This window comes from Nocardia pseudobrasiliensis NBRC 108224, assembly GCF_001613105.1.
In the GTDB taxonomy this organism is placed as follows: domain Bacteria; phylum Actinomycetota; class Actinomycetes; order Mycobacteriales; family Mycobacteriaceae; genus Nocardia; species Nocardia pseudobrasiliensis.
Window position 1 is genome coordinate 19,676 of sequence record NZ_BDBS01000003.1, and the last position, 24,984, is coordinate 44,659.

General features: G+C 67.4%; 28 protein-coding genes and 1 pseudogene. 15 read left to right on the forward strand and 14 right to left on the reverse strand.

Going from position 1 to position 24,984, the window contains the following annotated elements; all coding sequences use genetic code 11:
• Positions 1-139: 139 nt before the first annotated feature.
• Positions 140-556: a cupin domain-containing protein gene (locus tag NP4_RS04280; RefSeq protein WP_067992200.1), complete on the reverse strand. Its 417-nt coding sequence runs from the start codon at positions 554-556 to the stop codon at positions 140-142.
• Between the two features lie 138 nt (positions 557-694).
• Between NP4_RS04280 and NP4_RS04285 the strand changes: the two genes are divergently transcribed.
• Positions 695-1,225: a hemerythrin domain-containing protein gene (locus NP4_RS04285; protein ID WP_169813650.1), complete on the forward strand. Its 531-nt coding sequence runs from the start codon at positions 695-697 to the stop codon at positions 1,223-1,225.
• Positions 1,226-1,314: 89 nt separating this feature from the next.
• On the opposite strand, the gene NP4_RS04290 is transcribed toward NP4_RS04285, so the two are convergent.
• Positions 1,315-1,644 (reverse strand): histone-like nucleoid-structuring protein Lsr2, encoded by a 330-nt coding sequence (locus NP4_RS04290; RefSeq protein WP_062504429.1) that lies wholly within the window; start codon positions 1,642-1,644, stop codon positions 1,315-1,317.
• 257 nt (positions 1,645-1,901) lie between these two features.
• Here NP4_RS04290 and NP4_RS04295 point away from each other — a divergent pair, with 257 nt between their 5' ends.
• From NP4_RS04295 to NP4_RS04305, 3 genes are read left to right on the forward strand one after another with little or no spacing between them, the layout of a single operon-like run.
• Positions 1,902-2,825 (forward strand): TIGR04222 domain-containing membrane protein, encoded by a 924-nt coding sequence (locus NP4_RS04295; protein WP_067992203.1) that lies wholly within the window; start codon positions 1,902-1,904, stop codon positions 2,823-2,825.
• A 7-nt stretch (positions 2,826-2,832) separates the two neighbouring features.
• On the forward strand, positions 2,833-3,681 hold the full coding sequence (locus NP4_RS04300) for an MbnB/TglH/ChrH family RiPP precursor modification enzyme (protein WP_067992528.1): 849 nt from the start codon (positions 2,833-2,835) through the stop codon (positions 3,679-3,681).
• Complete coding sequence (locus tag NP4_RS04305; RefSeq protein ID WP_067992206.1) at positions 3,678-3,992, forward strand: SCO6045 C-terminal-like domain-containing protein; 315 nt, start codon at positions 3,678-3,680, stop codon at positions 3,990-3,992. Before NP4_RS04300 ends, NP4_RS04305 begins: the two co-directional genes overlap by 4 nt.
• On the opposite strand, the gene NP4_RS04310 is transcribed toward NP4_RS04305, so the two are convergent.
• Both NP4_RS04310 and NP4_RS04315 read right to left on the reverse strand, forming a co-directional pair.
• Complete coding sequence (locus tag NP4_RS04310) at positions 3,993-4,379, reverse strand: hypothetical protein (RefSeq protein ID WP_147287850.1); 387 nt, start codon at positions 4,377-4,379, stop codon at positions 3,993-3,995.
• Positions 4,380-4,489: 110 nt separating this feature from the next.
• Positions 4,490-5,419 carry a tellurite resistance/C4-dicarboxylate transporter family protein gene (locus tag NP4_RS04315; protein WP_067992212.1) on the reverse strand — a complete coding sequence of 310 codons (930 nt, stop codon included), beginning with the start codon at positions 5,417-5,419 and terminating at the stop codon, positions 4,490-4,492.
• A gap of 96 nt (positions 5,420-5,515) precedes the next feature.
• Here NP4_RS04315 and NP4_RS42375 point away from each other — a divergent pair.
• Positions 5,516-5,599 (forward strand): annotated as a pseudogene (locus NP4_RS42375) (respiratory nitrate reductase subunit gamma); the annotation flags it as partial.
• A gap of 97 nt (positions 5,600-5,696) precedes the next feature.
• Positions 5,697-7,355 (forward strand): bifunctional 3'-5' exonuclease/DNA polymerase, encoded by a 1,659-nt coding sequence (locus tag NP4_RS04320; protein ID WP_067992215.1) that lies wholly within the window; start codon positions 5,697-5,699, stop codon positions 7,353-7,355.
• Here NP4_RS04320 and NP4_RS04325 read toward each other — a convergent pair whose 3' ends face one another.
• The gene (locus NP4_RS04325) at positions 7,356-7,760 is read right to left on the reverse strand and encodes a MarR family winged helix-turn-helix transcriptional regulator (RefSeq protein WP_067992530.1); all 405 of its coding nucleotides are present in this window, start codon (positions 7,758-7,760) and stop codon (positions 7,356-7,358) included.
• A 111-nt stretch (positions 7,761-7,871) separates the two neighbouring features.
• Between NP4_RS04325 and NP4_RS04330 the strand changes: the two genes are divergently transcribed.
• A complete protein-coding gene (locus tag NP4_RS04330) occupies positions 7,872-8,519 on the forward strand; it encodes a maleylpyruvate isomerase family mycothiol-dependent enzyme (protein ID WP_067992218.1) in 648 nt (215 codons plus the stop codon).
• Positions 8,520-8,524: 5 nt separating this feature from the next.
• On the opposite strand, the gene NP4_RS04335 is transcribed toward NP4_RS04330, so the two are convergent.
• From NP4_RS04335 to NP4_RS04345, 3 genes are all read right to left on the reverse strand, one after another.
• Positions 8,525-8,893: a VOC family protein gene (locus NP4_RS04335; RefSeq protein WP_067992221.1), complete on the reverse strand. Its 369-nt coding sequence runs from the start codon at positions 8,891-8,893 to the stop codon at positions 8,525-8,527.
• A gap of 12 nt (positions 8,894-8,905) precedes the next feature.
• Positions 8,906-10,315, reverse strand: a complete 1,410-nt coding sequence (locus NP4_RS04340; RefSeq protein WP_067992224.1) for a lipase family protein — start codon at positions 10,313-10,315, stop codon at positions 8,906-8,908.
• A 271-nt stretch (positions 10,316-10,586) separates the two neighbouring features.
• On the reverse strand, positions 10,587-11,330 hold the full coding sequence (locus NP4_RS04345; protein WP_067992532.1) for an SAM-dependent methyltransferase: 744 nt from the start codon (positions 11,328-11,330) through the stop codon (positions 10,587-10,589).
• A 155-nt stretch (positions 11,331-11,485) separates the two neighbouring features.
• Between NP4_RS04345 and NP4_RS04350 the strand changes: the two genes are divergently transcribed.
• Both NP4_RS04350 and NP4_RS04355 read left to right on the forward strand, forming a co-directional pair.
• Complete coding sequence (locus tag NP4_RS04350; RefSeq protein ID WP_147287851.1) at positions 11,486-11,998, forward strand: hypothetical protein; 513 nt, start codon at positions 11,486-11,488, stop codon at positions 11,996-11,998.
• Positions 11,999-12,127: 129 nt separating this feature from the next.
• Positions 12,128-12,844, forward strand: coding sequence for a GAF and ANTAR domain-containing protein (locus tag NP4_RS04355; protein WP_067992230.1), 717 nt, complete (start codon positions 12,128-12,130; stop codon positions 12,842-12,844).
• Here NP4_RS04355 and NP4_RS04360 read toward each other — a convergent pair.
• Positions 12,841-13,989, reverse strand: coding sequence for a lipase family protein (locus NP4_RS04360; RefSeq protein WP_067992233.1), 1,149 nt, complete (start codon positions 13,987-13,989; stop codon positions 12,841-12,843). The two genes, NP4_RS04355 and NP4_RS04360, sit on opposite strands and share 4 nt — an antisense overlap.
• A 163-nt stretch (positions 13,990-14,152) precedes the next feature.
• Between NP4_RS04360 and NP4_RS04365 the strand changes: the two genes are divergently transcribed.
• From NP4_RS04365 to NP4_RS04380, 5 genes are all read left to right on the forward strand, one after another.
• Entirely contained in the window at positions 14,153-14,401 is a 249-nt protein-coding gene (locus NP4_RS04365; protein ID WP_062504402.1) for an STAS domain-containing protein, read from the forward strand.
• An 80-nt stretch (positions 14,402-14,481) separates the two neighbouring features.
• Positions 14,482-15,321 carry an undecaprenyl-diphosphate phosphatase gene (locus NP4_RS04370; protein WP_067992535.1) on the forward strand — a complete coding sequence of 280 codons (840 nt, stop codon included), beginning with the start codon at positions 14,482-14,484 and terminating at the stop codon, positions 15,319-15,321.
• Between the two features lie 85 nt (positions 15,322-15,406).
• Positions 15,407-15,541: a hypothetical protein gene (locus tag NP4_RS42380; protein WP_255285389.1), complete on the forward strand. Its 135-nt coding sequence runs from the start codon at positions 15,407-15,409 to the stop codon at positions 15,539-15,541.
• Positions 15,542-15,590: 49 nt separating this feature from the next.
• Entirely contained in the window at positions 15,591-16,811 is a 1,221-nt protein-coding gene (locus NP4_RS04375; protein WP_211335777.1) for a phenylacetate--CoA ligase family protein, read from the forward strand.
• A gap of 12 nt (positions 16,812-16,823) precedes the next feature.
• Positions 16,824-17,315, forward strand: a complete 492-nt coding sequence (locus tag NP4_RS04380; protein ID WP_067992235.1) for a glycine-rich domain-containing protein — start codon at positions 16,824-16,826, stop codon at positions 17,313-17,315.
• Here the strand turns inward: NP4_RS04380 and NP4_RS04385 are convergent.
• Both NP4_RS04385 and NP4_RS04390 read right to left on the reverse strand, forming a co-directional pair.
• Positions 17,283-18,653, reverse strand: a complete 1,371-nt coding sequence (locus NP4_RS04385) for an MFS transporter (protein WP_067992238.1) — start codon at positions 18,651-18,653, stop codon at positions 17,283-17,285. The two genes, NP4_RS04380 and NP4_RS04385, sit on opposite strands and share 33 nt — an antisense overlap.
• Positions 18,653-19,297, reverse strand: coding sequence for a papain-like cysteine protease family protein (locus tag NP4_RS04390; protein WP_169813651.1), 645 nt, complete (start codon positions 19,295-19,297; stop codon positions 18,653-18,655). The genes NP4_RS04385 and NP4_RS04390 overlap by 1 nt, the downstream gene beginning before the upstream one ends.
• A gap of 281 nt (positions 19,298-19,578) precedes the next feature.
• Here NP4_RS04390 and NP4_RS04395 point away from each other — a divergent pair, with 281 nt between their 5' ends.
• On the forward strand, positions 19,579-20,436 hold the full coding sequence (locus NP4_RS04395; protein WP_082875520.1) for a C1 family peptidase: 858 nt from the start codon (positions 19,579-19,581) through the stop codon (positions 20,434-20,436).
• Positions 20,437-20,439: 3 nt separating this feature from the next.
• On the opposite strand, the gene NP4_RS04400 is transcribed toward NP4_RS04395, so the two are convergent.
• Genes NP4_RS04400 through NP4_RS04410 form a run of 3 tightly spaced genes read right to left on the reverse strand, consistent with a single transcriptional unit; the run spans position 20,440 to position 24,977 of the window.
• Positions 20,440-22,575, reverse strand: a complete 2,136-nt coding sequence (locus NP4_RS04400) for a 3-hydroxyacyl-CoA dehydrogenase NAD-binding domain-containing protein (protein WP_067992244.1) — start codon at positions 22,573-22,575, stop codon at positions 20,440-20,442.
• 6 nt (positions 22,576-22,581) lie between these two features.
• Positions 22,582-23,796, reverse strand: coding sequence for an acetyl-CoA C-acetyltransferase (locus tag NP4_RS04405; protein ID WP_067992246.1), 1,215 nt, complete (start codon positions 23,794-23,796; stop codon positions 22,582-22,584).
• Positions 23,797-23,816: 20 nt separating this feature from the next.
• Positions 23,817-24,977: an acyl-CoA dehydrogenase family protein gene (locus NP4_RS04410; protein WP_067992248.1), complete on the reverse strand. Its 1,161-nt coding sequence runs from the start codon at positions 24,975-24,977 to the stop codon at positions 23,817-23,819.
• Between the last annotated feature and the right edge of the window lie 7 nt (positions 24,978-24,984).

Below are 24,984 nucleotides of genomic sequence, written 5' to 3' on the forward strand. Positions count from 1 at the left end.
CATAACCCACACTCCCGCCCCGGCCTTGCACCTCACGCGGCGTGAGGCTCTACGGTCACAGGTGTGACGAACTCCGACGATCCCGCGCAATCGGTGAACCGGCGGCCGCGACCGGGCTGACCGTGCGCACCCCGCATCGCTACGAGCAGCCCGGGGCCGGGGCGTCCTCGGCCAGCGGGCTGCCGGTGGGCAGGACGTAGAGCACATCCAGGATCAGTGGATCGGCGGCCTCGTTGCGGCCGATGTGAATGTAGTTGGGGCGCTCGGTGAACAGATCGCCGGTGGGGTGTTCGCCGTCGGAGCCGCAGGTCGAATCGTAGTGCGACAGATGTCCGGAGCGGACGGCCGCGTAGAGGGTGCCGTCGTGGTAGTGCCAGCCGGTGGATCCGCCCGGGGCGATGGTGATCTCGCGCAGGATGTAGTCGATGCCGCCGAAGGTGTACTGCGCGAGGATGACCCCGCTCACACCGGTCGCCGGGGTCGCCGACGCGGCCGTCGCCGATCCGGCCACCGCGATCGCCGCCAAAACGCCCACTGCCCCGAATCGCCACGTCATGAGCGTCAGCGTAATGCGCGACGATGCCCCCAATAAGCCGTGTTGACGGATTCGTCGGCCCCCGGACGATTGTCGAGCCGATCGGTCGGGTAATCCCCGAGCAAGCTGGTTCGGTATAAGCGGAAAGGGGTGGTCATTGTGGCCCGGGCCGCAGACAACGCCGCGGACTTACTCGAGCGACAGCATCGGCGAATCGAGGGTCTGCTCGCGGAGGTACGCGCGAGCGGTGATCCGGAGACGTCGTTCGCCGAATTGGTCCGGCTGATCGCCGCGCACGAGAGTGTCGAGGAATCGCTGGTGCATTCGGCCGCCGACCGCTCCGGCGTCGAATGCACCGACGCGCGCCTGTGTGAGGAGAAGCAGGTGCTCGACACCCTCGCCGAACTCTACGAGCTCGGTGTGAGGCATCCGGAATTCGGCCGCCGATTCGAGGCGTTCGCGGATATGGTGTCGATGCATCTGGCCTCCGAGGAGGTGCAGGAACTGCCGACGCTGCGCGAAGACGCTACCGCCGACGACGCCAAACGCATCGCGGCGGCGATCGAACTGGTCGAAACCTTCATCCCCCCACGCGGATCCGCCGAGGGCGCGCGCCCGACCGTCGCCCCACCGCTGCCGCTGTTCTCCCGATTGTGCGACGCGGTCGACGCCGGGCTGGGCACCGCCTGAGGCCCGCTCGAATCCGCGTGCGCCCCAACACGACACGAACGCGCCCCGCCGGAAATCGACTCCGGGCGGGGCGCGGGGCGGCGTGCGGACTAGGCGCTGGCCTTCTCGTAGGCGGCGACCACATCGGCCTGGATGCGGCCGCGATCGGAGACGTCGTAACCGTTCTTGCGCGCCCAGGCGCGAATGGCGGCGGTCTGCTCGCGGGCGGCGGCCGGGCGGGCCGGGGCGGCCACGCGGCTGCGGCCGACCTTACGACCCTGCTGGGCCCACGGTTCGAAGATCTCGCGCAGCCGCCCCGCGTTCAGCATCGACAGATCGATCTCGTATTCGACGCCGTCGAGCGCGAACGACACCGTCTCCTCGGCGGGTGATTTGCCGTCGAAATCATCGACGAGTTCGACAACGACCTTGCGGGCCATGATGATTCCCTTCGTAGTCGATAGTGCCGAGGCCGAAACGCGTGGTACCCAGGGCTATCGTCCGCTATTTCCGGCCTGAACCGTAGCATCCCGACATCGGGGACTACCAAGGCATACGCCCCACCCTATGCGGCGGTGAATATCTCGGCGGTTTCGTGGTGTTCGGTCCGCTGGTTCACGCGGCTTTCATCGGCCCTTCACAGCCGAGGTGCGATACTGATCTCGTTCGTTATCGGGCTATTCCGAGGTGGAGTGCCATGCGTGATCGGGTCACTCCCGCCGCGACCGTTCTGTCGGCCGATACCTGGGGTATCGCCGGACCGGATTTCCTGCTGATCTATGTGCTGCTCGCGGTGTTCGCCCTGTGTACGGGTTTCGTACTGCGGGCGCGGGCGACCAGGACGTCGAGCGAGCGGGTCGAGATCTGGCTCAATCCGGTGGAGACGGCGATGCTGTTCGACGATCGCCGCGCGGTCCTGGCCGGGCTGGCGGAACTACGCAGCGGACAAATGATCGACTCGGCCGGAAATCCGTGCCGCCCACCGGGTCCGGCCGCGGATCCGCTGGTCAAGGCGCTCTACGATCGGTTGAACACGCCCGGCCGCCGCGATGTCGCGAGCCTGGGCGTCGCCGTCGCCCCGGCGCTGGCGCGGCTGCGGCAGCGGCTGGTGGAACGCGGCCTGCTGTCCGGGCCCGAGCAGCAGTTGACGCTGCTGCTGGCCGCGCTTCCGGCGGTGGTGGTTTTCGCGATCGGCCTCGCGCGGATCGTCGCGGGACTGGCCAACGGCCGATCGGTGGGATTTCTGATCTTTCTGGTGATCGCGCTGCTGGTCCTCACCATTCCGGTGATCCGACCGGCCCGGCTCACCCCGGCGGGTAAGGCCGCGCTGCGGGAGGCGAACCTGCGCAACAGCCATCTACGGCCGTCGAACGCCCCGGCCTTCGCGACCTACGGCCCCGCGAGCGCGGCCATGGCGGCCGCGCTGTTCGGAGCCGCGGCGATCTGGTCGCTGGATCCCGCCCTGGCCTCCGCGACGGGCGCCATGGCCCCGGTCTCCGGCGGTTCGGACATCTCCTCGGGCGACAGCTGTTCCAGCGGCGACAGCGGAAGCAGTTGCAGCGGGAGCAGTTGCGGTGGTGGCGGTTGCGGCGGCGGCTGTGGCGGGGGTTGCGGTGGTTGAGTCACCGCTGCCGCGAGCGGCGCTCGGCATCGGCTGGCGGCGCGAGATCTGCGGATTCGTCGCCGATCTGGACGGGCTCGGATTCTGCGAGGTGATCGCCGAGACACTGCCCTCGCGTCGACGCCGGGGCACGACCGAGGTGACGCCGCCGCCTGAGCTGACGGCGCTGCGCGAGCGCGGCATACCCGTGGTGCCGCACGGTGTTTCACTGTCGCTCGGCGGCGCGGAGCCGGTGCAGCCGCAGCGCGTCGCCCATCTCGCCGCGGCCGCGCGCGCCGTGCGGGCCCCGCTGGTGAGCGAGCACATCGCGTTCGTGCGCGCGGGCGGAGTCGAGGCCGGACATCTGTTGCCGGTGCCCCGCACCCACGAGGCGCTCGAGGCCCTGGCGCACAACATCTCCCGCACCCGGGCCGAACTGGACGTGCCGCTGGCGGTGGAGAATATCGCGGCGCTGTTCGACTGGCCCACCGCCGAATTCACCGAGGCGGAGTTCCTGAGCGAACTGGTGGACCGCACGGGGGTGTATCTGCTGATCGATATCGCCAATGTCTACGCCAACGCGCGCAATCGCGACCGCGATCCGCTCGCCGAGCTCAGCCGCCTGCCCGCCGAACGCATCGCCTACTGCCATGTGGCGGGCGGCCGCGAATCCGGCGGCCGCTATCACGACACCCACGCCGATCCGGTGCCCGCCGAGGTGCTCGCGCTGGTCTCCGATTTCGTTGCGCGCCATCCCGTTCCGCTCATGCTCGAACGCGACGACAACTATCCGTCCGCGGCCGAACTGCTCGCCGAACTCGACGCGCTGGCCGCCGCCGCGGGCCGCCCCGCGCCCACTTCCCTGGCGACGCGATGAGCGAACCCACCCTCGCCGAACAGCAGCGGGCCCTGGTACGCGCACTCGTGGCGGGCGGTCCGCCGCCGCCGGGTTTCGATCCCGGCGACCTCACCGCCACCGCCCATGCCCTGCTGCACAAGCGCGCCGGAGAGGTCGCGCGCCGTTATCCGCTGCTGGCGCACGCCCGCGGCGCGACGTTCACCGCCGATTTCATCGCCTGGGCCCGCGACCACCCGAAGACGACAACGGCCGCCGATGCCGCCGCCTTCGCCGCGCACACCGGAGCGCCTCCGCCGAAACCCCGGCGGCGCAACCCGTTTCGCCGCTGATCAGGGCAGCACGAGACAGGCCGAACCGGCATTGATCCCGGTCCCGACCTGCAATGTGATCTCCGGCCCACCGGCGGAGGTCTGATACGCCACGATCCGATGCGCCCCCGGCCGCGTCGGCGTCCAACGCACGGTCGCGACTCCGTTGACCGAATCGACGTAATTGCTCGGCGCGAAGGTCGCCGCCTCGGTGAAGTCGTAGAACGACACCTTCGCGCCGGTATTGGTGGCCGCGGTCAGCTGATAGGAGCACGACGTCCCATACCTGCTCGACGGCCCCCAACTGAGCCCGGGATCGGCCGTCAGACTCGTAACATCCGCGGCGGCCGCGGGAGCCAATGCGATGAGCAGCCCCGCGGCGGCGGCGAGAAGGATGGGTGCGGACACGCGAATCATGATCGAATCCCTTGTGCGAACGAACAACAGATCCCCGGCCCGGTTCTACGATACGGGTTCGTTTGCCACCGGCGGAAGTTCGATCTCATTTCGACCGGAATTCAGACCCGCCCGACCCGAATCCGCGCGCGCAGCAGTGCGACCAGGGTGTAGAGCCACGCGGCCACGGCCACGAACAACAGAATCCGGCCCAGCGCCGACAGGCCGGGTACATCGATGACTCCCGCGGTGGTGTAGACCGCCACCGCGGTCATTCCGAGCGGGAAGACCGTCGCCCAGCGCCGGATGTCGTAATCGGGCCGGGGCCGGGCGAATTCGGCCAGCAGCAGGATCACATAGCCGATCAGGTTGAGCGCCAACAGGATCAGCGTGAGAACGCGCAGTACGTGATGTGCGGTCCCGGTCCAGTGCGCCCCGAGCAGTTCCGCACCCGCCAGCGCCGAAATCGCCAGCGCGCCCGCCGCGACCCACTGATCACCGCGACCGGTCCACACCTGCCGCAGATCGAAATGGCCGAACGCCAACCCGCACAGCACCAGCCCGCCGCACCAGAACACCAGCCCCACCCAGTCCAGCCAGGACGCGTGATCGCGCGCGGCCAGCGTCGCCGACAGCACCGCGATGCCCTGAGTCGAGACGCACACAAGAAACGCCGCGCCGGGCATGCGCGCACCCCAGCGCCGAATCACGAAGGCCAGCAGCAGCGGCCACACCGCAACCGCGATCACCAGCGCGAATACCGCGAGCACCGACCAGCCGAGTAGCGCGAGGCGAGTGCCCAGCACGGTGGTCGCGGCGACGGCCGTCAGCGCGGGCGGGGTGTCCGCCTCGCTGCGCCAGCGATCCTGATCACTCAGCAAACGCACGGTGAAGTCCGCGGCGAGCACCAGCCAGGCCCCGGCCGCGAGCACCAGCCACAGCACCGACAACACCTCGAAATCGGTGAGATGCAATCCGATCGAAATGATTCCGGTGGCCATGACGAACGATCCGGCCGCCGGGGCCAGGTCCCGCCACCATCGCTGTGCCACCGGCCCAGTGTAGGAGCAACCGCCCCGCGATCCCGGGCGTGTTCTCCAGCGGGTCGCGCGGGCCCCGTGCCTACATGGGTGGCCGACGGCACGCTCATGCTCGACGTGCCGACCTCGTATCAGATCCACGCCGTGATCGGCATGCCGCTCATCGCGCTGGTGCCGTCCACGCGGCTGGTGCACATCTTCTCCCGCCGCATCGCCGAACGCGCGCCGCGCCGGGGCTGGGAGCCGATCGATCACCGAGGTTGTCACCCCTCGGTGCGAGACTCTGCCCATGAGATGGGCGGTGGCGCGGACGAGCGACGGTGGCGCATGCCTGTGTCCCCTCGACCCCGACGGCCGCCCCGCGGGCCCGGTGCTGCACGAGCCCTCGCTCACCGCGGCCGTCGCGGCGCGGCCCGAGGTCGAGCGCTGGGTCTGGCGATCCACCGCAGAGATCTACCGGCATCTGCTGGCGGCCGGAGTGCGGGTCGAACGCTGCTACGACGTGGAGGCCGCCGAGGCGCTGCTCATCGGGCACGAGGAAGGGCAAGCGGGCCAAGCCCGTTCGCTGGCGGCCGCGTGGGCGCGGCTGCGCGGGCTGCCCGTTCCACCCGACGCGCCGATTCGTTCCGCAGAGACCCAGCCGTCGCTGTTCGAATCCGGTCCGGTGCCGCTGCCGTCGGGTATCGATGAGTTCACCGCCCTGCTCGAGGTCTACGCCGGACAGTTGACCCGCACCGCGAGGGCCGAGCATCCCGATCGGATGCGGTTGCTGCTGGCCGCCGAATCGGCGGGCATGCTGGTGGCCGCGGAGCTGTCGCGCACGGGCATCCCCTGGCACGCCGACGTGCACCGCGCGGTGCTGGACGAGCTGCTGGGCGAGCGCTTCCCCGGCGGCGGGGAACCGCGCCGGATGGCCGAACTGGCCGACGAGGTGTCGCGGGCCTTCGGCGCACGGGTGCGTCCCGATCTGCCCAACGAGATCATCCGGGCTTTCAATCGCGCCGGAATCCAGTTGTCCTCCACCCGCAAATGGGAATTGCAGCGCATCGATCACCCCGCGGTCGCGCCGCTGCTGGCCTACAAGTCGCTGTATCGGCTCTACACCGCCAATGGTTGGTCCTGGCTCGAGCAGTGGGTGCACGAGGGGCGGTTTCGGCCCGAATATCTGCCCGGCGGAACGGTTTCCGGCCGCTGGACAACCAATGGCGGTGGGGCGCTGCAGATTCCCAAGGTGATCCGGCGCGCGGTGCGCGCGGACCCCGGCTGGCGGCTGGTGGTCGCCGATGCCGCGCAGATGGAACCGCGCGTGCTGGCGGCGATTTCGCGCGATCCGGGCCTGATGCAGGTCGCCGGGCGCAGCGACGATTTATACGCGGATCTGGCGGCCCAGGTGTTCGGCGGCGATCGCGCCCAGGCCAAACTCGGCATGCTGGGCGCGATCTACGGGCAGACCTCCGGCGACGCGCTCACCCATATGGCCGAACTGCGCCGCCGATTCCCCGCCGCGATCGCCTACGTCGACGAGGCGGCGCGCGCGGGCGAGGAGGGCCGGTTGGTGCGCACCTGGCTGGGCCGGACCTGTCCGCCGGTGTCGGCGGGTGCGCCCGAGGAGGATTCCGAAGCGCCCACCGGTTATGGCAGCACCTCCGCGGCCCGGGCCCGGGGGCGCTTCACCCGCAATTTCGTGGTGCAGGGCAGCGCCGCGGACTGGGCGCTGCTGGTCCTGGCCGCACTGCGCAGCACCATGGCGCAGCGGGGACTTCGCGCCGAGATGGTGTTCTTCCAGCACGACGAGGTGATCGTGCACTGCCCCGAGGAGGAGGCGGACACGATCGCCGCGGCGATCGTGTCCGCCTCCGAAACCGCGGCCCGGCTGGCCTTCGGGCCCACCCCCGTGCGCTTCCCGTTCACCACGGCGATCGTGGAATGCTATTGGGACGCAAAATAATCAGGCGTACGGATCGGTGATCTCCCGCAGCCGGTTCAAGATCGTGCGCAGCTGACCCATCTGCCGCGCGCCCAGATGTTCGCCCCATTCGGCCTGCACCCGCGCGGCCTCGGCATTGGCGATCTCGACCCCGCGCCGACCGCGCTCGGACAGCCGGATCAGCCGGGCGCGACCGTCGGTCGGATCGGGCGCCCGCTCGACGTATCGCGTGCGTTCGAGCTGATCGACGAGAAAACCCGCGGTCTGCTTGGTCACCTGCGACTGTTCGGCCAGATCGGTGAGCCGGGTGCCCCGCGGCCCGATCCGGGCCAGCAGCCTGGCCTGCGCGAGCGTGATATCACCGAACCCGCCCGCGGCCAGCGCGGCGAAGACCCGGTTCTCCATCGCGCGATACGGAATGAACATCAGCACTCCGACATTCAGCTCGTTCTCGGTCACGGGCACTCCTTGTGGCTAGTCAGAGAAGCTGATTAAATTAGTCAGAGAGGCTGACTTAAATCGTAGCGGAGGCGACCGATGGACTTCGACGAGGAACGCGCGTGGCGAGTCATCGAGGCACAGCGCCGCGCGCTCGCGGATGTGCTGTCCGGCCTGAGCGTCGAGGAGTGGGAGACCCCGTCACTGTGCGTGGGCTGGCGCGTGCGCGAGGTGGTCGCGCATATCGTTCTCGCGACCCACCCGCTGGCGCTGTGGCCGACGGTGCGCGCCCTCGCGCGTGCAGGCGGCCGCTACAACGCGATGATCGACGCCCTCACCCGCGACTACGCCCGCCGCCCCGAGGCGGATCTGCTGACCGAACTGCGCGAGAGCGCACCGACCCGCACCCTGCCCGCGGCGACGAATGTGCGAAACATCCTCTTCGACACCATCGTTCACGCTCAGGACATCGCCCTCCCCCTCACCCGTCCGATACCGGTACCCCCACCGGACGCCGCCGTCGCCGCGACCCGCGTATGGGCCATGGGCTGGCCGTTCCGCGCCCGCCGACGCCTGGGCGAATTCCGTTTGTCCGCAACCGACACCGAGTGGACCGTGGGCTCCGGCCCCGAAATCCGCGGACCGATCGTGGCCCTGCTCCTGCTGCTCACCGGCCGCCCGATCGCCCTGGAACAGCTGTCGGGCGAGGGCCGCGACGATCTCGATCGCCGCCTCCGGGCGCGGTGAGCGGATCAGGCCGACGCCGGAATCGTCAGGCAGAACGGATGTCCCGAGGGGTCCAGCAGCACTCGCCATCGGTCGGGCGCGGGCTGCGTCTCGGGCTTTCGCGCTCCGATCGCGAGCGCTTCCGCCTCCGCTCGATCCAGATCCTCGACGAACAGATCCAGATGCAGTTGCTTGGGAATCTCGTTGTCCGGCCAGTCCGGCGGGCGGAACTCCTCGACGCGCTCGATGGTGAGGAAGACCCCGCGCGCTTTCAGCGCCACCAATTCCTCGGATTCGTAGGTCACGGTCAGGTCGAGCAGTTCGCGATAGAACCGCCCGAGCCCGATCGGATCGTCGCTGTCGAGTGAGATCGCGCCCAGTCGCGCAATTGCCATGAAAGCGTTGTATCAGTTGCCGATCGGGTACTGGAAGATGCCCTGGACGACGGTGACGACCTTGCGGAGCCATTCGGGCCAGGTGGATTGGTCCAGGGCCATGGAGCCCTCGTCGTGGAAGACGCAGCCGTCGGGGACCGGGACGCCGTCGAAGCGGTCCTTCAGCCAGGTGATCTCCTTGGCCCAGGCGATGAGCAGCAGGGAGAAGTGTTCGCTGAAGTTGTCGCGGACGTATTCGACGTGAGCCCGTGGGTCCTTGCAGTAGGTGGCGTAGAGGTCGTTGACGGGGCCGACCGGGACGATCCAGTCCGGATTGGACTGGAACATGAATACCGGCATGTCCGGGGTCGAATGCCCCAGCCGCAGTTGTTCGAAGACCGCGGCGGGCACGGGATCGCTGAATGCGTCGGGCCGATCGAACAGCCCGCGCAGGTTTACGAACGGCAGTACGGCCGCACCCCACAGGCAGAACGGTTGTTTGACCACGGCCATGGCCTTGCCGAAGCCGTTCATGTGCTGGTCGTAATAGGTCTGCAAATCCGGATATTCGCGCGCGGCGGCCAGCATGCCCGAGAGCAGCAGCCCAGATGCCACATTGTTGCTAGCCATATCGATCATGCGCACCAGATCCACCGGGATACCGCCCTCGACCACACCGACGACATTCAACTCCGGTGCGTAGGAAGCCTTCAGCTCGGCGCTGTGCCCGGTGGCGATGGCGCCGCCGGAATAGCCGACCAGACCGACCTTGGTCCGCACGCCGTCGAGTCCGAGCAGGTCGAAATTCTCCGCGGCGCGAATGCTGTCGAGGGTGATGCGGGCATTGAGCGGGCCCGCGCCGAAGGCCATGTAGGTGGCGTCGTAGTCGGGCATGTTCAGCGCCCAGCCCAGTCCGAGCCCGGTGATGGCATTGATGAACTCGACCGGAATGTTCAGTGCGCCCGTGATATTCGGCGGCACCGACGCCAATTGCAGTTCATAGGACGGTGAGCAGTATCGGGCGCTCGAGTCGATCGCGAACTGATAGGACAGCAGATTCCGCGGCAGCCCGTTGTTCCCGCCGCGCGGTTTGGCCACGGTCGTGACCGCGGCGATCGGTTCGCCGCGAGTATTGGTGGAGCGGAACGACAGCTGCCAGGCGTCGATGTTGTAGGGCAGCACCGAGTACAGCGACAGATGCACCTCGCGGGCGGCGATGATCTCACCGGGCTGTTTCGCCGCCACGACGGCCGGATCGGGTTGGTAGAACCCGGGATCCAGTTCCGGCGGCAGCGGGGGTATCGGGAACGGCAGCACCGGCTGCACGGGAACCTGCGAATTCGGTTCGGCCCACACCGTTCCCGCCGAGGCCGCGAGAGTCGCCGCGACGACTGCCACCACCGCCACACGCCCGAGCGACTTCGATATTCCGATCACACGCATGTTGTGCTCCTCGATGAGACATCACACGAATTGACGCAATCTATCACTCAGGAATAGCTATGAATTCGCTCGAAGGCGCGACGCGCGTCGGTCGGACATACGCGCGGCCGAATTTTTCAACGGGCAGCCGACCAGAGTGTCGCCGATTCGATTGATCCGCCGCACAAGTTCGAGCTTCACGTCCCCGCAGCCGCCGGCCGGATCCGACCGGATCTCGCGGCATGCGACACGCAAGGATCGGCGGTGAGCTCGCCTCGCTCTGTGACGGGTATCACTCCCAATCCGGCGTCGCCCGCAGTACGAGACAGACGAAGCCGAACGATTCCCGATACCCGCGCACCCACTGGTGCCGATGCGTCGCCGCGGCCGCGAAGGCCTCGCGACCGTCGGAATCCCCGAAATGATCGAGCGCCCATTCGGCCAGCGACCCCGTCCAGGACCATTCGTATTCATCGAGCTCGGCCCGCGTGCTGATATACCCGTACACGGGCGTCCATCCGTCGGCCACCACCCGGTCCACCGTGGCGGCCAGATCATCGAGCTCGCCGAGCAACTCGACCGCCTCGGCCGACGGTTCGCGCTCCCAGAAACCATGACCGACCAGAACCCGCCCGCCCGGGGCGAGATGCGCTCGCGCGGCCGCGAGGGTCTGGGTCAGACCGCCGAAAACGTGGACCGCCCCGACACTGAGCACGAGATCGAAGGTCCGCTCGGCCGCGAATCCCGCGGCGTCGCAACGATATAGCGTCAGCCGATCCTCGACCCCGAGCCGCCGCGCATTCGCGCGCGCCGTCGCCAACGCCGAGTCGGCGATATCGACGCCCTCGGCCCGCAGCGCCGGATACGCCGCCAGCGCCCGCAGCAACCATTCCCCGCCGCCGCAGCCGAGGTCCAGCACCTGTTCGTCGCCGCGCACGATCGCGCGCCGCAGCAGCCGCCGCACCGATTCGTCCCCGATCGGGCCCGCGATCGGATGGTCCGTATGCGCCAGCGCGGAGATCTGTTCACGATTCATCGCGCGGATCCTGGCATCCCCGGCCAGCTCATGCATCCGAATATTCATTAGCGGCCGGTTAACCAGTGTGACGAATATTGTAGTACCACTCGGTTGACTAACCGATCGGTCCAGCCAATAGTGGAACTATCGGAATGACGAGAGAGGTGGTACCGGTGGATCAGGCACGGTTCGACGACTACATCGCCCTCTACAACTCCGGCGACTATCGCCGGGTGGCCGAGGAGTACTGGACCGACGATATCGGCATCGTCCAGTTCGGCTGGACCCTCGCCCGCAATGCCGAGGAATTGCTGGATTGGTGTCACCGGACCCGGGAAGGCATCTCGCACACCGTGATCGTCGAGGAAGCCGAATTCGACGAGTTCGGCCTGCGGATGTGGTCACGCCAGCTGAGCATATTCGTCTGCCACAACGACAACGACCTGGTCGGCCTGCACCCCTTGACCGCCGGTCAGGTCTACGTGGCCCCGGTCACCGTCCAACACCTGTTCCGCGACAATCGCATCGCACGCATTCTCCTCGAGGAGAATCACGGTCAGCTCCGGATCCTGCGCCCGGACAACCGCATCGCGCCGACCGGGTACCGGCGCGGCCAGAGCGTATCGCTGTCCCGCGCCGAATACCTCGACCTCGGCCGATCGCTGGAATCCGATCCGGTGCGCTGACCGGATTATCCGCGAAATACGCTGTGGGTCAGGAGAATTAAAAACGATACGCCCATCGGAGCGGTCGGCACCGTGGCGGGTAGTCTCGGAGAGAACGGACACGGTAGCGCTTCTCCGAGGACGTGGGATATGACTTCGAACGGGCCGACCGAGTTCACCACGACGTCGGATCTGGCCGCACGACTGGGTGATCTGGCACGTCATCTGCAGGAACAGGTGAACGTCGAGGATACGCTGCAGAGCATTGTCGAGTCCGCGGTGCATACGGTGCCGGGGGCCGCATACGCGGGTTTGTCGGTCGTCCAGGCCCGCCGGGCCATGAGCACGCCGTTCGCCTCGGCCGAACTGGTCCGCGAGGTGGACCGGGCGCAGATCGAATTCGGTCAGGGCCCCTGCGTGGACGCGCTCTACGAGAAACACACCGTCTCGATGCCGAATACCGCCTGCGAGCAGCGCTGGCCGCGGTTCGCCGCCCGCGCCGCCCAATTGGGCATCGGCAGCATGCTGTCGTTCCAGCTATGGGTCGCGGACAACGATCTCGGCGCACTGAATCTCTATTCCCACGCCGCAGAGGCATTCACCCCTGATTCCGAGCGTGTGGGACTGCTGTTCGCCACCCACGCCGCCGTCGCCATGGCCGACGCTCAGCAACTGGCACAGCTGTCCCAGGCGATCGACACGCGCGACATGATCGGTCAGGCCAAGGGCATTCTCATGGAACGCCACCGGCTCACCTCCGATCAGGCATTCACTCTGCTCGTCCGTGCCAGTCAGCACACCAATATCAAATTGGCCGATATCGCCGAATATCTCACCAAGACCGGCGAATTCCCCGCCTCGCTCTAGCGGGCCCCGGCCAGAAACGCGTCCAGCGCGGCCCACATCGCCGGATTGAACTGCACATGTCGCCCCGCGCCGGGAACCACCCGGAAATCGACGCCGTTGGCCGCGAACTGGGTCACCAGCGCACCGTGCAGCGGCGCGGGCACGTCGGTGTCGGTGGCATTGAGGAACAGTAGGATCGGCGCATTGTATCCACTGGTCGGCACGGTCATATACGACCGCAGCGCGTCCCGGATGACGCTGTCGGACAATGGTTTCGACAACACCTCCCCGACCCCGACCCCGCGCACGGCGGCATCGATCGCGGGCTGGCACAGCGTGGACGCCTGATCCAGCAGCGCACGCCCGCGCGGACTCAGATATCCGTTCACGTCGACATCGGGACGCGCGGCGCGCAGTCCGCCCAGAATATCGGCGAAATATCCGGTGAGCCCTTCCATACCGGGCACCGCGGGAAAGCCGGGTCCCGCCAAAGGCAGCGCCTTCTCGATATCGGATTCCGGATCCACCGCGACGGTCCCGCGGAAATCGAGTTCGGGAGCCACGCGCGACTGCGTCCACCCGGTGCCCAGTGCGGCCTGCCCGCCCTGCGACAGCCCCAGCACCGACCAGGTCCGCGACAACTCCGGCCGCGCCGAGCGCACGGCCCGGACCATATCGATGGTCGCCGCCGCCTCGGTCTTCAGCTCGAGATACGGATGCGGCCCGGTATCGAACAGACCCAGCCCGAGATAGTCGGGCGCGACCACCGCGAATCCGAGCGACACCAGATGCCGCATCAGGATGTCCTCCTCGGCGATATAGACCGTGCGCGGATAGGTCGACGGATCGGATTTACCGCCGCAGCCCTGCCCGAGCCCGGTCGTGCCGTGATCGAAGGCCACGATCGGCCAGCCGCCCACCGGCGCGTCGCCCGCGGGGACGAACAGCGCACCGCTGGCCGGGCGCGGCGCCCCGCTCGAGTCGGTGGTCCAGTAGCTGACCGCCGAACCGCCGGGTATGTCGTGGAAGCTGTCCGGCTGCGCCGATTCCGAGATCAGCATCCCCGGAGTTTCCGCACCGGCGGTTCCGGCCTCCACGACCGGAAACATGGCCGCCAGCGCGGCGACCATTGCCAAAGAGCCGATACCACCACGTAGATTCCGCATCCGAGGCGTCTCCTCTGCCGGGCGAGTCGGTCAATTCGACCTAGATTAGCGAATAGACAGCTATCAACAGATTCGGGTGGTCGATCGCGAGTCGCCCGCCACGGCCGCGAGCGACCCGAATATCCGGCTGTCCCACCCGCCGCGCGCCCGATAGCATCCCGGTGTGCAGACCGCGGTCACCATCGTCACCGAACTCCCGCGCGGCGGCGCGCCGATCATCGCGGTCATCGGAACCCTGGACTCCACCAACGCATTTCGGCTGCACGACGCGCTCACCATGGCCGTCACCCTGCGCCCGGCCGATACCGTGCTGCTGGATCTGACCGCGCTGCGCGGTATCGACGACGCCGCCCTGCGCGTACTGCTGGCCCACGGCGATCGCCTGCGGCAGTTGGCATCTCGCGCGCTGTAGCGGCCGAGGGACGAACCCCGCGCCCGTGCCGATACGATTCGCGGTCGGAATCGGTTGGCACAAGGAAAGGTTGTGGAGTGATCGGCTGGTGGCATGCCCTGGTACTGGGGCTGGTGCAGGGATTGACGGAATTCCTGCCGATCTCGTCGAGCGCGCACCTGCGGTTGACCTCCGCGGCCCTGGGCTGGCCCGATCCCGGCGCGGCCTTCACCGCGGTCACCCAGCTGGGCACCGAGACCGCGGTGCTGATCTACTTCCGCAACGACATCGCGGCCATCATCAAAACCTGGACGCTCTCGCTGTTCCGGCCCGAACTGCGCAAGGATCCGCAGGCCCGCCTGGGCTGGTTCGTCATCGCGGGCACCCTGCCGATCGCCCTGCTCGGCGTGGCGTTGCAGGACACCATCGAGACCGCGTTCCGGGATCTGCGCATCATCGGCGTCACCCTGATCGTCTTCGGCCTGATCCTGGGACTCGCCGATCGCACCGCGCGCAACAGCAAACCCCTCAACGAGCTGAACCTGCGCGATGCGCTCTGCTACGGCTTCGCCCAGGCGCTCGCGCTCATCCCGGGTGTGTCCCGGTCCGGCGGAACCATCAGCGCGGGCCTCGCCCTGGGCTACACCCGCGAGGCCGCGGCCCGCTACTCGTTCCTGCTCGCCATCCCGGCCGTCCTCGCGTCCGGACTGCTGGAACTCACCAAGATCGGCGAGGAGGGTCACTCCCCCGACTGGGGTCCGACGATTCTGGCGACCGTGGTCGCCTTCGCCGTCGGCTACGGGGTCATCGCCTGGTTCCTGCGCTATGTGTCCACGCGCGGCTTCGCACCCTTCGTCTACTACCGAATCATCGTCGGCATCATCCTGATCGGCTTGGTCGCCACGGGTGTGGTCGCCGCCAACTCCGGCGCGATCGGCTGATGTGACCTAGCTCATACCCTTGGCGAGCGCTTTACTCCTCCTTTACTCTCGAAGTCGTAGGTTCGCTTCGATCGGAGGATGCTCCATGAACGACGTGATCAAGATTCTCGCCCAGGATTCGAATTGGGACAGGTGGGTGGCGGCGAATTCCTCGTCATCGTCCAAGGACGGCTGCATCTCCAAGTCGGGATGCATCTCCAAGGCCGGTTGCATCTCCTAGTGCGTTCGGGCCGGATCGCCGCGGCGGTCCGGCCCGCTTCGCCGGCGCCATGATGAATACGCCTCCCACCACCCGCCCGCTTCCGGACGCCTTCGTCGACGCGACCCGCGACATCCCCTTCTACCGCGATCGGGCGGCGATCAACGCCTTCCCGGTCATCACCAAAGCCGATCTGGCGCAGTCGTTTCCCGACTCGTTCCTCACCGACCGCGTCCGTGCCGCCCTGGACTCCGGTGCGGCGCAATACGTCTGGTCCACCGGCACCAATCACGCCCGGATGCAGCTGATCCGGCCGCCGCTGTTCCTGCTGAAGACCTACTACGACGTCTGGCGCGACCATCCCGAAATCGGCGCGACCTTCGCCGCGGGTGTACCGCGCGTATCGGTCACCACCCGACTGGCCACCGATCATGTGGCCCGGATCAGCGAATCCCGCGGCGGCGCACCGGAGGACGCCGTGCGGCGCTGGCTCGACGAGCGCACCTTCTACGTCAACCGGGATCTCGATCCGGCGCTGTGGCCCGCCGCGTCGGTGCGGCGCATGCTCGCCGAGATCGATGACGTGCGCCACGAAAAGGGCGCTGGCCGATACCATCTGGACTGTTCGTCCTATCACGCGGTGTATCTGCTGCGCGCGGCCGGTCAGCGTTTCGTCCACCCGGTCAGCGCGATTCACGGCTACGAGTTCACCCCGCGCAATGTCCGACGCTATCTGGTCGAACGGCTCGGCTGCCCGGTGATCGAATTGTTCGGCAGCACGGAACTGGGTTATCTGTACTACGGCGACAGCCGGGGCGACTACCACCCGCATCTGCACGGCATGGAGGTGGAGTTGCAGCCGATTCCCGGCAGCCGCGGCATTCACAGCCTGGTCGTGTCGAGTATCCGCAATCCGTATATGCCGCTGCTGCGCTACAACACCGGCGATTGCGTGCACACCCACGACGGATCCTCCGAACCCGCCCGCATCGCGCGCTTCTGCGGGCGCGAGAAGGAACTGCTCGTCACCGACGGTGCGATCACCTCGCAGGCCGAACTCGACGATGTGGTGGCCGAGACCGATCCGCGCGTCTTCGTCTATCAGCTGCGCGTGCACGGTTCCGAGGCCGTCCTCGGCTACACCACCTTCGACGGGCAGCCGCTGGACCGCGCCGCGACCAAGGCGCTGGCCACGGCCGCATCGGATCTCACGAGGCTGCACGTCACCGCCGCCCATCGGGTCCACATCCCGATCGGGCCGTCCGGAAAGTACGCCTGGCTGGTTCGCTGAAGGAGCACACCCATGTTCGAACACGACGTCCTCGGCGAGCTCTACGCGGAGACGGTTCGATACACCCAGCGCCACAACGATATCGACGAGCCGACCGCCCGGACGCAGGTCCGCGAGGCGGTCCGCTACCTGACCCTGGTCTCGGCGCATCCGCAGGCCCTGGGCGGGCTGTTCCTGCCGGTCGAACAGCAGATCGACGAGGTGTGGCACTACTTGATCCTGCAGACCCGCGAATACACCGATCTCTGCGAAAACCGTTTACCCGGCGGGCATTTCATCCACCACCGGTCGATCTCCTACGGCGACTACGGCGACCGGCAGTCGCGCGAGACCATGCTCGAACAGTCGCTGCGCTGGATTCCGCTGTACTGCGGCCGATTCGGCGATTTCGACGCCGAGGGCGCACGATGGTGGACGATGGTCCGCTTCCTGCACGAGGAGATGGGCTACGGGCTCGCCGAGATCTCGGCGCTAGCGCCCGCTGACGCGACCGAGAGCCGCTGAGCGCAGGCTTGCGGCGATCACGATCGCCGCGAGCCCGATCTGCACGCACACCACCGTTGCCATGGCGGCCCGATGTCCCGCCGACTGCACGACGATTCCGAACACCCCGCCGAGCACGGCCGCGCCGGTGGCGATCGAAACCTGTTGCGCGGTCAGCAGTACCCCGCCGCCCATACCGGCGAGTTCGGCGGGGACCAGCGACAACATATGCGCGTTCATCGCGCCCAACGTGATGCCCTGACCCGTGCCGATCAGCAACAGTCCCAGACACAGCAGCGGAGTCGTGGTGGTGAGCACCGCGACGGCCGTCCCCGCCAGACCGCTGCCCTGGATCGCCGCGCCCAGCGCGATGGTCCGCACGCCCAGCCGTTGCCGCAGTCGCGGCACGGTGAACGAGGAGATCAAAAATCCCAACGCCATCGGCGCGGTGAGCACACCGGCGATCAGCGGCGTGCGTCCGAGCCCCTCCTGCAGCGTCTGCGGCAGCGCGTACAGGAACCCGCCCGCCCCGGCGAAGAACGGCAGCATGAGCGCCAAAGACCAACGCAGGGAAGGATTGTCGAATATGCCGTCCGGCACCACCGCCGTGATCGCCGCCCGCGCGCAGCGGCGCTGATGCGCCAGCCACGCCCGGCCCACCACCACGGTGAGCACCGCGAGCCCGAGAGTGGCCGGGCCCAGGATCGTGGGCATCGACGCGGTCAGCAGGAAGGCCAGCACGGTCAGCGACAGCAGCGCCCCGCCGCGCCCGTCGATGTACCGGTCCGCGTTCGGCCGGGTGTCGGGAACCCAGCGCGGCAGCAGCGCCAACGCCACGAGGCACAGGGGCACATTCACCAGAAACAGCCAGCGCCACGCGTCCGGGCCGCCGACCAGATCCAGTAGCGCGCTGCCACCGATCAATCCGACCAGTGCGGACACCCCGCTCAGCGAGGAGTACCAGCTGATCGCGCGGTCGCGCCGCGGTCCCGCCTGGGTGGTGAGCAGTCCCAGGATCTGCGGCATCACGAAGCCCGCGGTCGCGCCCTGCGCCACTCGCGCGAGGACCAGGGCCCATAGTCCGGGGGCCAGCCCGCAGGCCGCCGAGGCGAGCAGGAATCCGGAGGCGGCCAGCCACAGCGTCTTTCGCCGCCCGAGCCGATCCCCCACCCGGCCACCGACGATCAGCAGCGAGCCGAATCCGGCCAGATATCCGACCAGCACCAGGCTCAGCAGCGCCGAACCCTCCGCGATCGCGAAGTCGCGCCGGATTCCGGGCAGAGCCACCCCCGCGAGGAATGTGTCCATCATCGGCACGAACGCACAGCCGAGAATCAGCAGAATTCCGCGCAGAGACATCAGCGCGCGACGATACCGTAATCCTCGCCGAACCACACCCAATCCGAATTCTGGGTGTAGGAGCCGATGGTCTGGGTGACGCTGCGCCGCGAACTCGGCCAGGGATCGCCGTAGGTGATGGTCCCGGCGTCGACGTCGAATCCATAGACCACCTGGGCGTGTCCGCCGCCCGCGGTCCACGCGATTCCCGTGAGCACGGGCCGGTTCGCCGAAATCTCGTCGACCACTTTGGTCATCGACAGGGGCGCGCCGACCGCGGCGTCGAATCCGAGGGTGTGGAAGGCCGCGGCGATCTGTTCCAGCGAGGCCGAATCATTGGGGCAGCTGCCGTCCGCGCCCGCGCCGTGCACGATTTTGCAATAGTCGTTCTGCGTGATCGGGCGGTGCAGATAGGTGGCGATCGACGAGCCGTCCGCGGCCCAGCACCACTGATCGGCGGTCTGCACCTGCTGCAGATACGGCAGCGTCTGCGCGCCGAATACCGCGGACCGCGGTTCGGGCACCCACGGCAGATTCGGGGTGACGACCAATCCGTTCGAGCGTCCCGGCGCCGCGGAATCGGGATCGGCCGCAGCGACCCCGCTCGGCGCACCGGCCACGCACAGCACCGCGAGGCAGCAGACGAGTTTCCGTTTCAACCCCACGTGGCGATCCTTCCGACCGAAATGTTCTCGGACGCTATACACGTGTTCGATACCCCCGCAACTCGAACGGCGAATATCACAGATACGCGCGGCGAATTGCACAAGATCACCCGGCCGACATTGTGGCCGAGGATGATTCGAAAAATCCCGCTCGAGTTTTTCATTGACCCGACATCGGTGATGTGTCACACTCTCGAATCATTCCATTCGGAAGCTCCCACCGGGCGGCGCTGCCCTGCAATGCTTTTCGGCCCGCCCAATTCCCATTGCCAGGAGGAACCGTGCACTATCCGCGTTTGTCCGCCGCCGTCGCCTTGGCCGTCGGACTCGGTCTCGTCACATCCGCCACCGCGCAGGCCGATCCGGCGCCGGAGACGCCGCACCACGCGTTCGGTCTCGACCGCGGCGCCGCCCGCGACAGCCTCGGCCGCGACACCAGCGTCGGCACGACGCTGCCGGTGCAGGTCGGCGCGGTCGGCGCACCCCCCGCGTCCTATTCGCTGCAGCAGTACGCGCTGCCCGCGGGCGATCAGGGCCCGGTCGGCTCGTGTGTCACCTGGGCCACCGGGTACACCGGCTACGGCGTGCTGATGAACGAGCAGCAGATCGGCGGCGGCCCGCAGGCGCCGATGTTCATCTACTCCCAGATCGCCCAGGGCAACGACGAGGGCACCTACGCCGGTGTCGCCCTGCCGCTGGAACAGCAACAGGGCATCGACACCAAATCCGATTACTGGCAGGGCGATTTCGACTACACCACCCAGCCCGACGCCGCCGAACGCGCCAATGCCGCGCATTTCAAACTCTCCGGGGCGAAGGATCTCACCAAGGGCGGCGATCTGGTCACCAATATAAAGAAGGCGATCGCCTCGGGCCTGCCGGTGCCGATCGGATTCGACGTCCGGGAGAGCTTCCAGCGACTCGACGCGAACAATTCCAATTACGACCCGTCCCCGAACGAGAGGATCATCGGCGGCCACGAGGTCACCATCATCGCCTACGACGCCAAGGGCGTCACCATCGAGAACTCCTGGGGTCCGAACTGGGGCAAGAACGGATTCTTCACCGCCCCTTGGTCGTTCATCACCAGCCAGGATGTCAACGAGGTCCACTCGATGGGCCGACTACTACCCGCGTGAGCGCTACGGTAGCGCGAAGCGCCGACCGTAGCGTTGGGTGAGCTCGGCGGCCCGGGCGGCGAAAGCCGCTGGGCCGCCGGGGTATCCGCTGACGTACTGGCGGACGCCGCCGGTCCAGGCGGGAAAGCCGATGCCGAAGATCGAGCCGATATTGGCGTCGGCGTCCGAGCAGATGACGCCCTCGTCGAAGCATTTGCGGGTCTCGATCGCCTGAATGAAGGTGAAGCGGTCGCGCAGATCCTCGAAGGGCATCCGCAATTCGGTGCGGGTCTCGAAGCGGGCGCGCAGACCCGGCCACAGGCCGGTCCGCTTACCGTCGGCGTAGTCGTAGAAGCCCGCGCCCCCGGCCTTTCCGGTACGACCGCAGGCATCGATGAGCGTGGCGACCACCTCGGCGGAGGTGCTCACCGAATCGGCCAGCGGCAACCGCTCCACCCGGGCGGCCTCGCGGGTCTCGTCCATGATCTTGCGGATGGTGCCGAAACTGAGCTCATCGGCCAATTGCAGTGGCGCGGCGGGATATCCGGCCTGCAGACCCGCCTGTTCGATGATCGCGGGATCGATGCCCTCCGACAGCATGTGCATGGCCTCGAGCAGATACATGCTGAACACCCGGGTGGTGAAGAAGCCGCGACCGTCGTTGACCACGATCGGATACTTCTTTATCGCCAGCGTGTAATCGATGACCCGGGCGAGGGTTTCGTCGGAGGTCTTCGCACCGCGAATGATCTCGATCGGCTGCATGGACTCCACCGGCGAGAAGAAGTGGATGCCGATGAAATCCTCCGGCCGTCCCACCGCCGTGGCCAATCCGGTGATGGGCAGCGAGGAGGTGTTGGAACCCAGTACCGCGTCCGCGTCGACCACCGCTTCGATCTCCTGGAAGACCCTGTGTTCGAGTTCGGTGTTCTCGAAGACCGCCTCGATCACGAAGTCCACGCCCGCAAGGTCTTTCGCGTCCGCGGTTGGTTGAATGCGAGCAAGCAGCGCCGCGGACTTCTCCTCGGTGGTGCGGCCCTTGCGCAACGCCTTGGCCTCGAGATTCTCCGCGTGGGCCTTACCCTTCTCGGCGGCCCCGAGCGAAACATCCTTCAGCACAACGTCCATACCGGCCTTGGCGGTCACATACGCGATGCCCGCGCCCATCATGCCCGCGCCGAGGATCCCCACCTTCTTCGGCGTGCGCACCGGAATGTCCCGCGGCCGTGAGCCGCCGCCCTGCACCTGCTGCAGATCGAAGAAGAACGCCTGGATCATGTTCTTGGCGACCGGCCCGGTGACCAGGCTGACGAAGTAGCGGGCCTCGATCCGCTGCGCGGTCTCGAAATCCACCTGCGCGCCCTCGAGCGCGGCGGCCAGAATGGCCCGTGGCGCGGGCATATCGTGCTGGCCCTTCAGCTGCTTGTGCAGATTCGCCGGGAAGGCGGGCAGATTCGCGGCCAGCGCCGGGGTGCTCGGCGACCCGCCCGGAATCCGGTACCCCTCGGCGTCCCACGGCTGTACGTGCCGGTCCGGATTGGCCTTGATCCACGCCTTGGCGGCGGGCGTCAATTCCTCGACCGTGCCGACCAATTCGTCGATCAGCCCGACTTCCTCGGCCTTACCCGGCTTCATCCGCGCGCCGGTGAGCAGCACCTGCATGAGCGCGCTCTGAATACCCAGCAGCCGCACGGTGCGCACCACGCCACCCGCGCCCGGCAGCACGCCGAGCATCACCTCGGGCAGTCCGATAACGCTGCCGGGCACATCGGCGGCGATGCGATGATGGGTGGCCAGCGCCAGCTCCAGACCGCCGCCGAGGGCCGCGCCGTTGATCGCGGCGACCACCGGCTTGCCGATCCGCTCGAGCCGCCGCAGATCCCGCTTGATCCGCATGGACCCGTCGAACAACTCCTGCGCGTGTTCCGGTCCGGCCGCGATGATCTGCGTGAGGTCCGCACCGGCGAAGAAGGTGCTCTTACCGGAGGTGAGGACCACGCCCGTGATGGAGTCGATCTCCGCCTCGAGCCGATCAATGGTCCGGCCCATCTCCTCGACGTAGGCGTCGGTCAGGGTATTGGCCCCGCCCGCCGGATCGTCGATGGTGAGCACGACGATGCCGTCGGCATCCCGCTCCCAGCGAATAATGCTGTCGGTCATGGTCTTTCACACCCTCTCGATCACGGCCGCGACACCCATGCCACCGGCGACGCACAGTGTGATCAGCCCGTAGCGCCCGCCGGTGCGTTCCAGTTCGTCGAGCACCGTGCCGAGTAGGATCGCCCCGGTCGCGCCCAGCGGATGCCCCATGGCGATGGCTCCACCGTTGACGTTGTACTTCTCGTCGGGAATCTTGAAGTGCCGCTGCACCTTCAGCGCGACCGCGGCGAAGGCCTCGTTCATCTCGAACACGTCGATCTCGTCGGCGAACAGGCCCGCCAGCGACAGCGCCTTGTCCACCGCCGGAATCGGCCCCTCGAACATGAGCACCGGATCCGCGCCGCTGGTGGCATAGGACACCAGCCGGGCGCGCGGGGTCAGCCCGGAGGCCTCACCGGCCTCCCGATTGCCGATCAGCACCAGCGCCGCCCCGTCCACGATGCCGGAGCTGTTGCCGCCGGTGTGTACGTGATCCACCTTCTCCACGAAGGGATAGCGCTGCGTGGCGACGGCGTCGAAACCACCGAACTCACCGATTCCGGCGAAGGCCGGGGCGAGTTTGCCCAGATCGGCCACGCTCGTACCGCGACGAACGTGCTCGTCGTGGTCGAGAATGGTCAATCCGTTGATATCGCGAACGGGCACAACGGATTTGTCGAATCGCCCGGCATCCCACGCCGTGGCGGCGCGCTCCTGGGAGCGCACCGCGTAGGCGTCCACCTCCTCGCGGGTGTACCCCTCGATCGTGGCGAGCAGGTCGCACGCGACACCCTGCGGGATGAAGTAGTTGTCGTAGGCGGTGGCCGCGTCGTAGGCCATCGCGCCGCGATCGCTGCCCATCTCGACCCGCGACATGGATTCCACGCCGCCCGCGATGACCAGATCCTCGAAACCGGATCGCACGCTCGAGGCGGCCATACCGACCGCCGACAGGCCCGAACCGCAGAACCGGTTGATCTGCACACCGCCCACGGTGTCGGGCAGACCCGCCAGATTCACCGCGGTGCGCGCGATATCCATGCCCTGATCCCCGACCGGGGTCACACAGCCCAGCACGACATCGGCGATGCGGTCCTCGTCCAGTTCCGGGAAGCGGGCGCGCAATTCCTGAATGAGCCCGACCACCAACGAGATCGGCTTCACCTCGTGCAGCGCCCCGGTGTTCCTACCCTTACCGCGCGGCGTGCGGATCGCCTCGAAGATATATGCCTCGGTACCCATGTCGACGTTCCTTCGCACCGCTACAGCGAGCGGGAGATGATTTCCTTCATGATTTCGCTGGTGCCGCCGTAGATCCGGTTCACGCGCGAGCCGGTGTACATATGGGCGATCGGATACTCCATCATGTAGCCGTATCCGCCGAACAGCTGCAGGCTGCGGTCGACCACCTTGTCGGCGGTCTCGGCGGCGAACAGTTTGGCCATCGACGCGGTCGCCGGATCGTTCTTACCGTCGATGTACTGCGAAATGGCGTAGTCGACAAGGGTTTTGATGGCCAGCGCCTCGGTCTTGAGCTCGGCCAGGGTGAAGGCGTTGTGCTGGAATTTGCCGATCGGCCGCCCGAACGCCTCGCGCTCGCGCGAGTAGTTCAGCGCCTCGAGCACCGCGGCCTCGGCCAGCGCCGAGCACAGGCTCGCGATGATCAGCCGCTCCCGGGCCAGCTGTTCCATCAGCTGATAGAAGCCCAGCCCCTCCTGCTCGCCGAGCAGATTCGCCACTGGAACCCGCATATCGGAGAAGAACAGCTCCCGGGTGTCCTGCGCGTGCTGGCCCATCTTCGCCAGCACCCGGCCGCGCTCGAAGCCCGGCAGATCCTTGGTCTCGGCCACGATCAGCGAGACACCGGCCGCGCCCTGGCTCGGATCGGTCTTGGCGACGATCACCAGCAGATCACAGTGGGTTCCATTGGAGATGAACGTCTTCGAGCCGTTGACGACGTAGTGGTCGCCTTCGCGGATCGCTGTGGTGCGCACCGCCTGCAGATCCGATCCGGTACCCGGTTCGGTCATGGCGATGGCCAGCACCAGATCGCCGCTGATGATGCCCGGCAGCCATTTGGCGCGCTGTTCGTCGTTGCCGTACTTGTAGATGTAGTGCGACACGATCGGCGAGTGCACCGAGAAGCCGAACCCGTTGTCGTGGGCGTAGACCAGCTCCTCCTGCACGACCGCCTGCAGGCCGAAATCGCCTCCGGCGCCGCCGAATTCCTCGGGCAGGTCCAGACCGAGCAGGCCCGCGTCACCGGCCTTGTTCCAGAATTCGCGGTCGACCATGTGCTGTTCGGTCCAGCGCTCGCGGTTCGGCACGATCTCCTTGCGGAAGAATTCGGCGGCGTGCTTGCGCAATTCGCGATGCTGTTCGGTCTCCCAGGCGGGACGGTAATCGGGGAACAGTGCGGACATCGGCGTC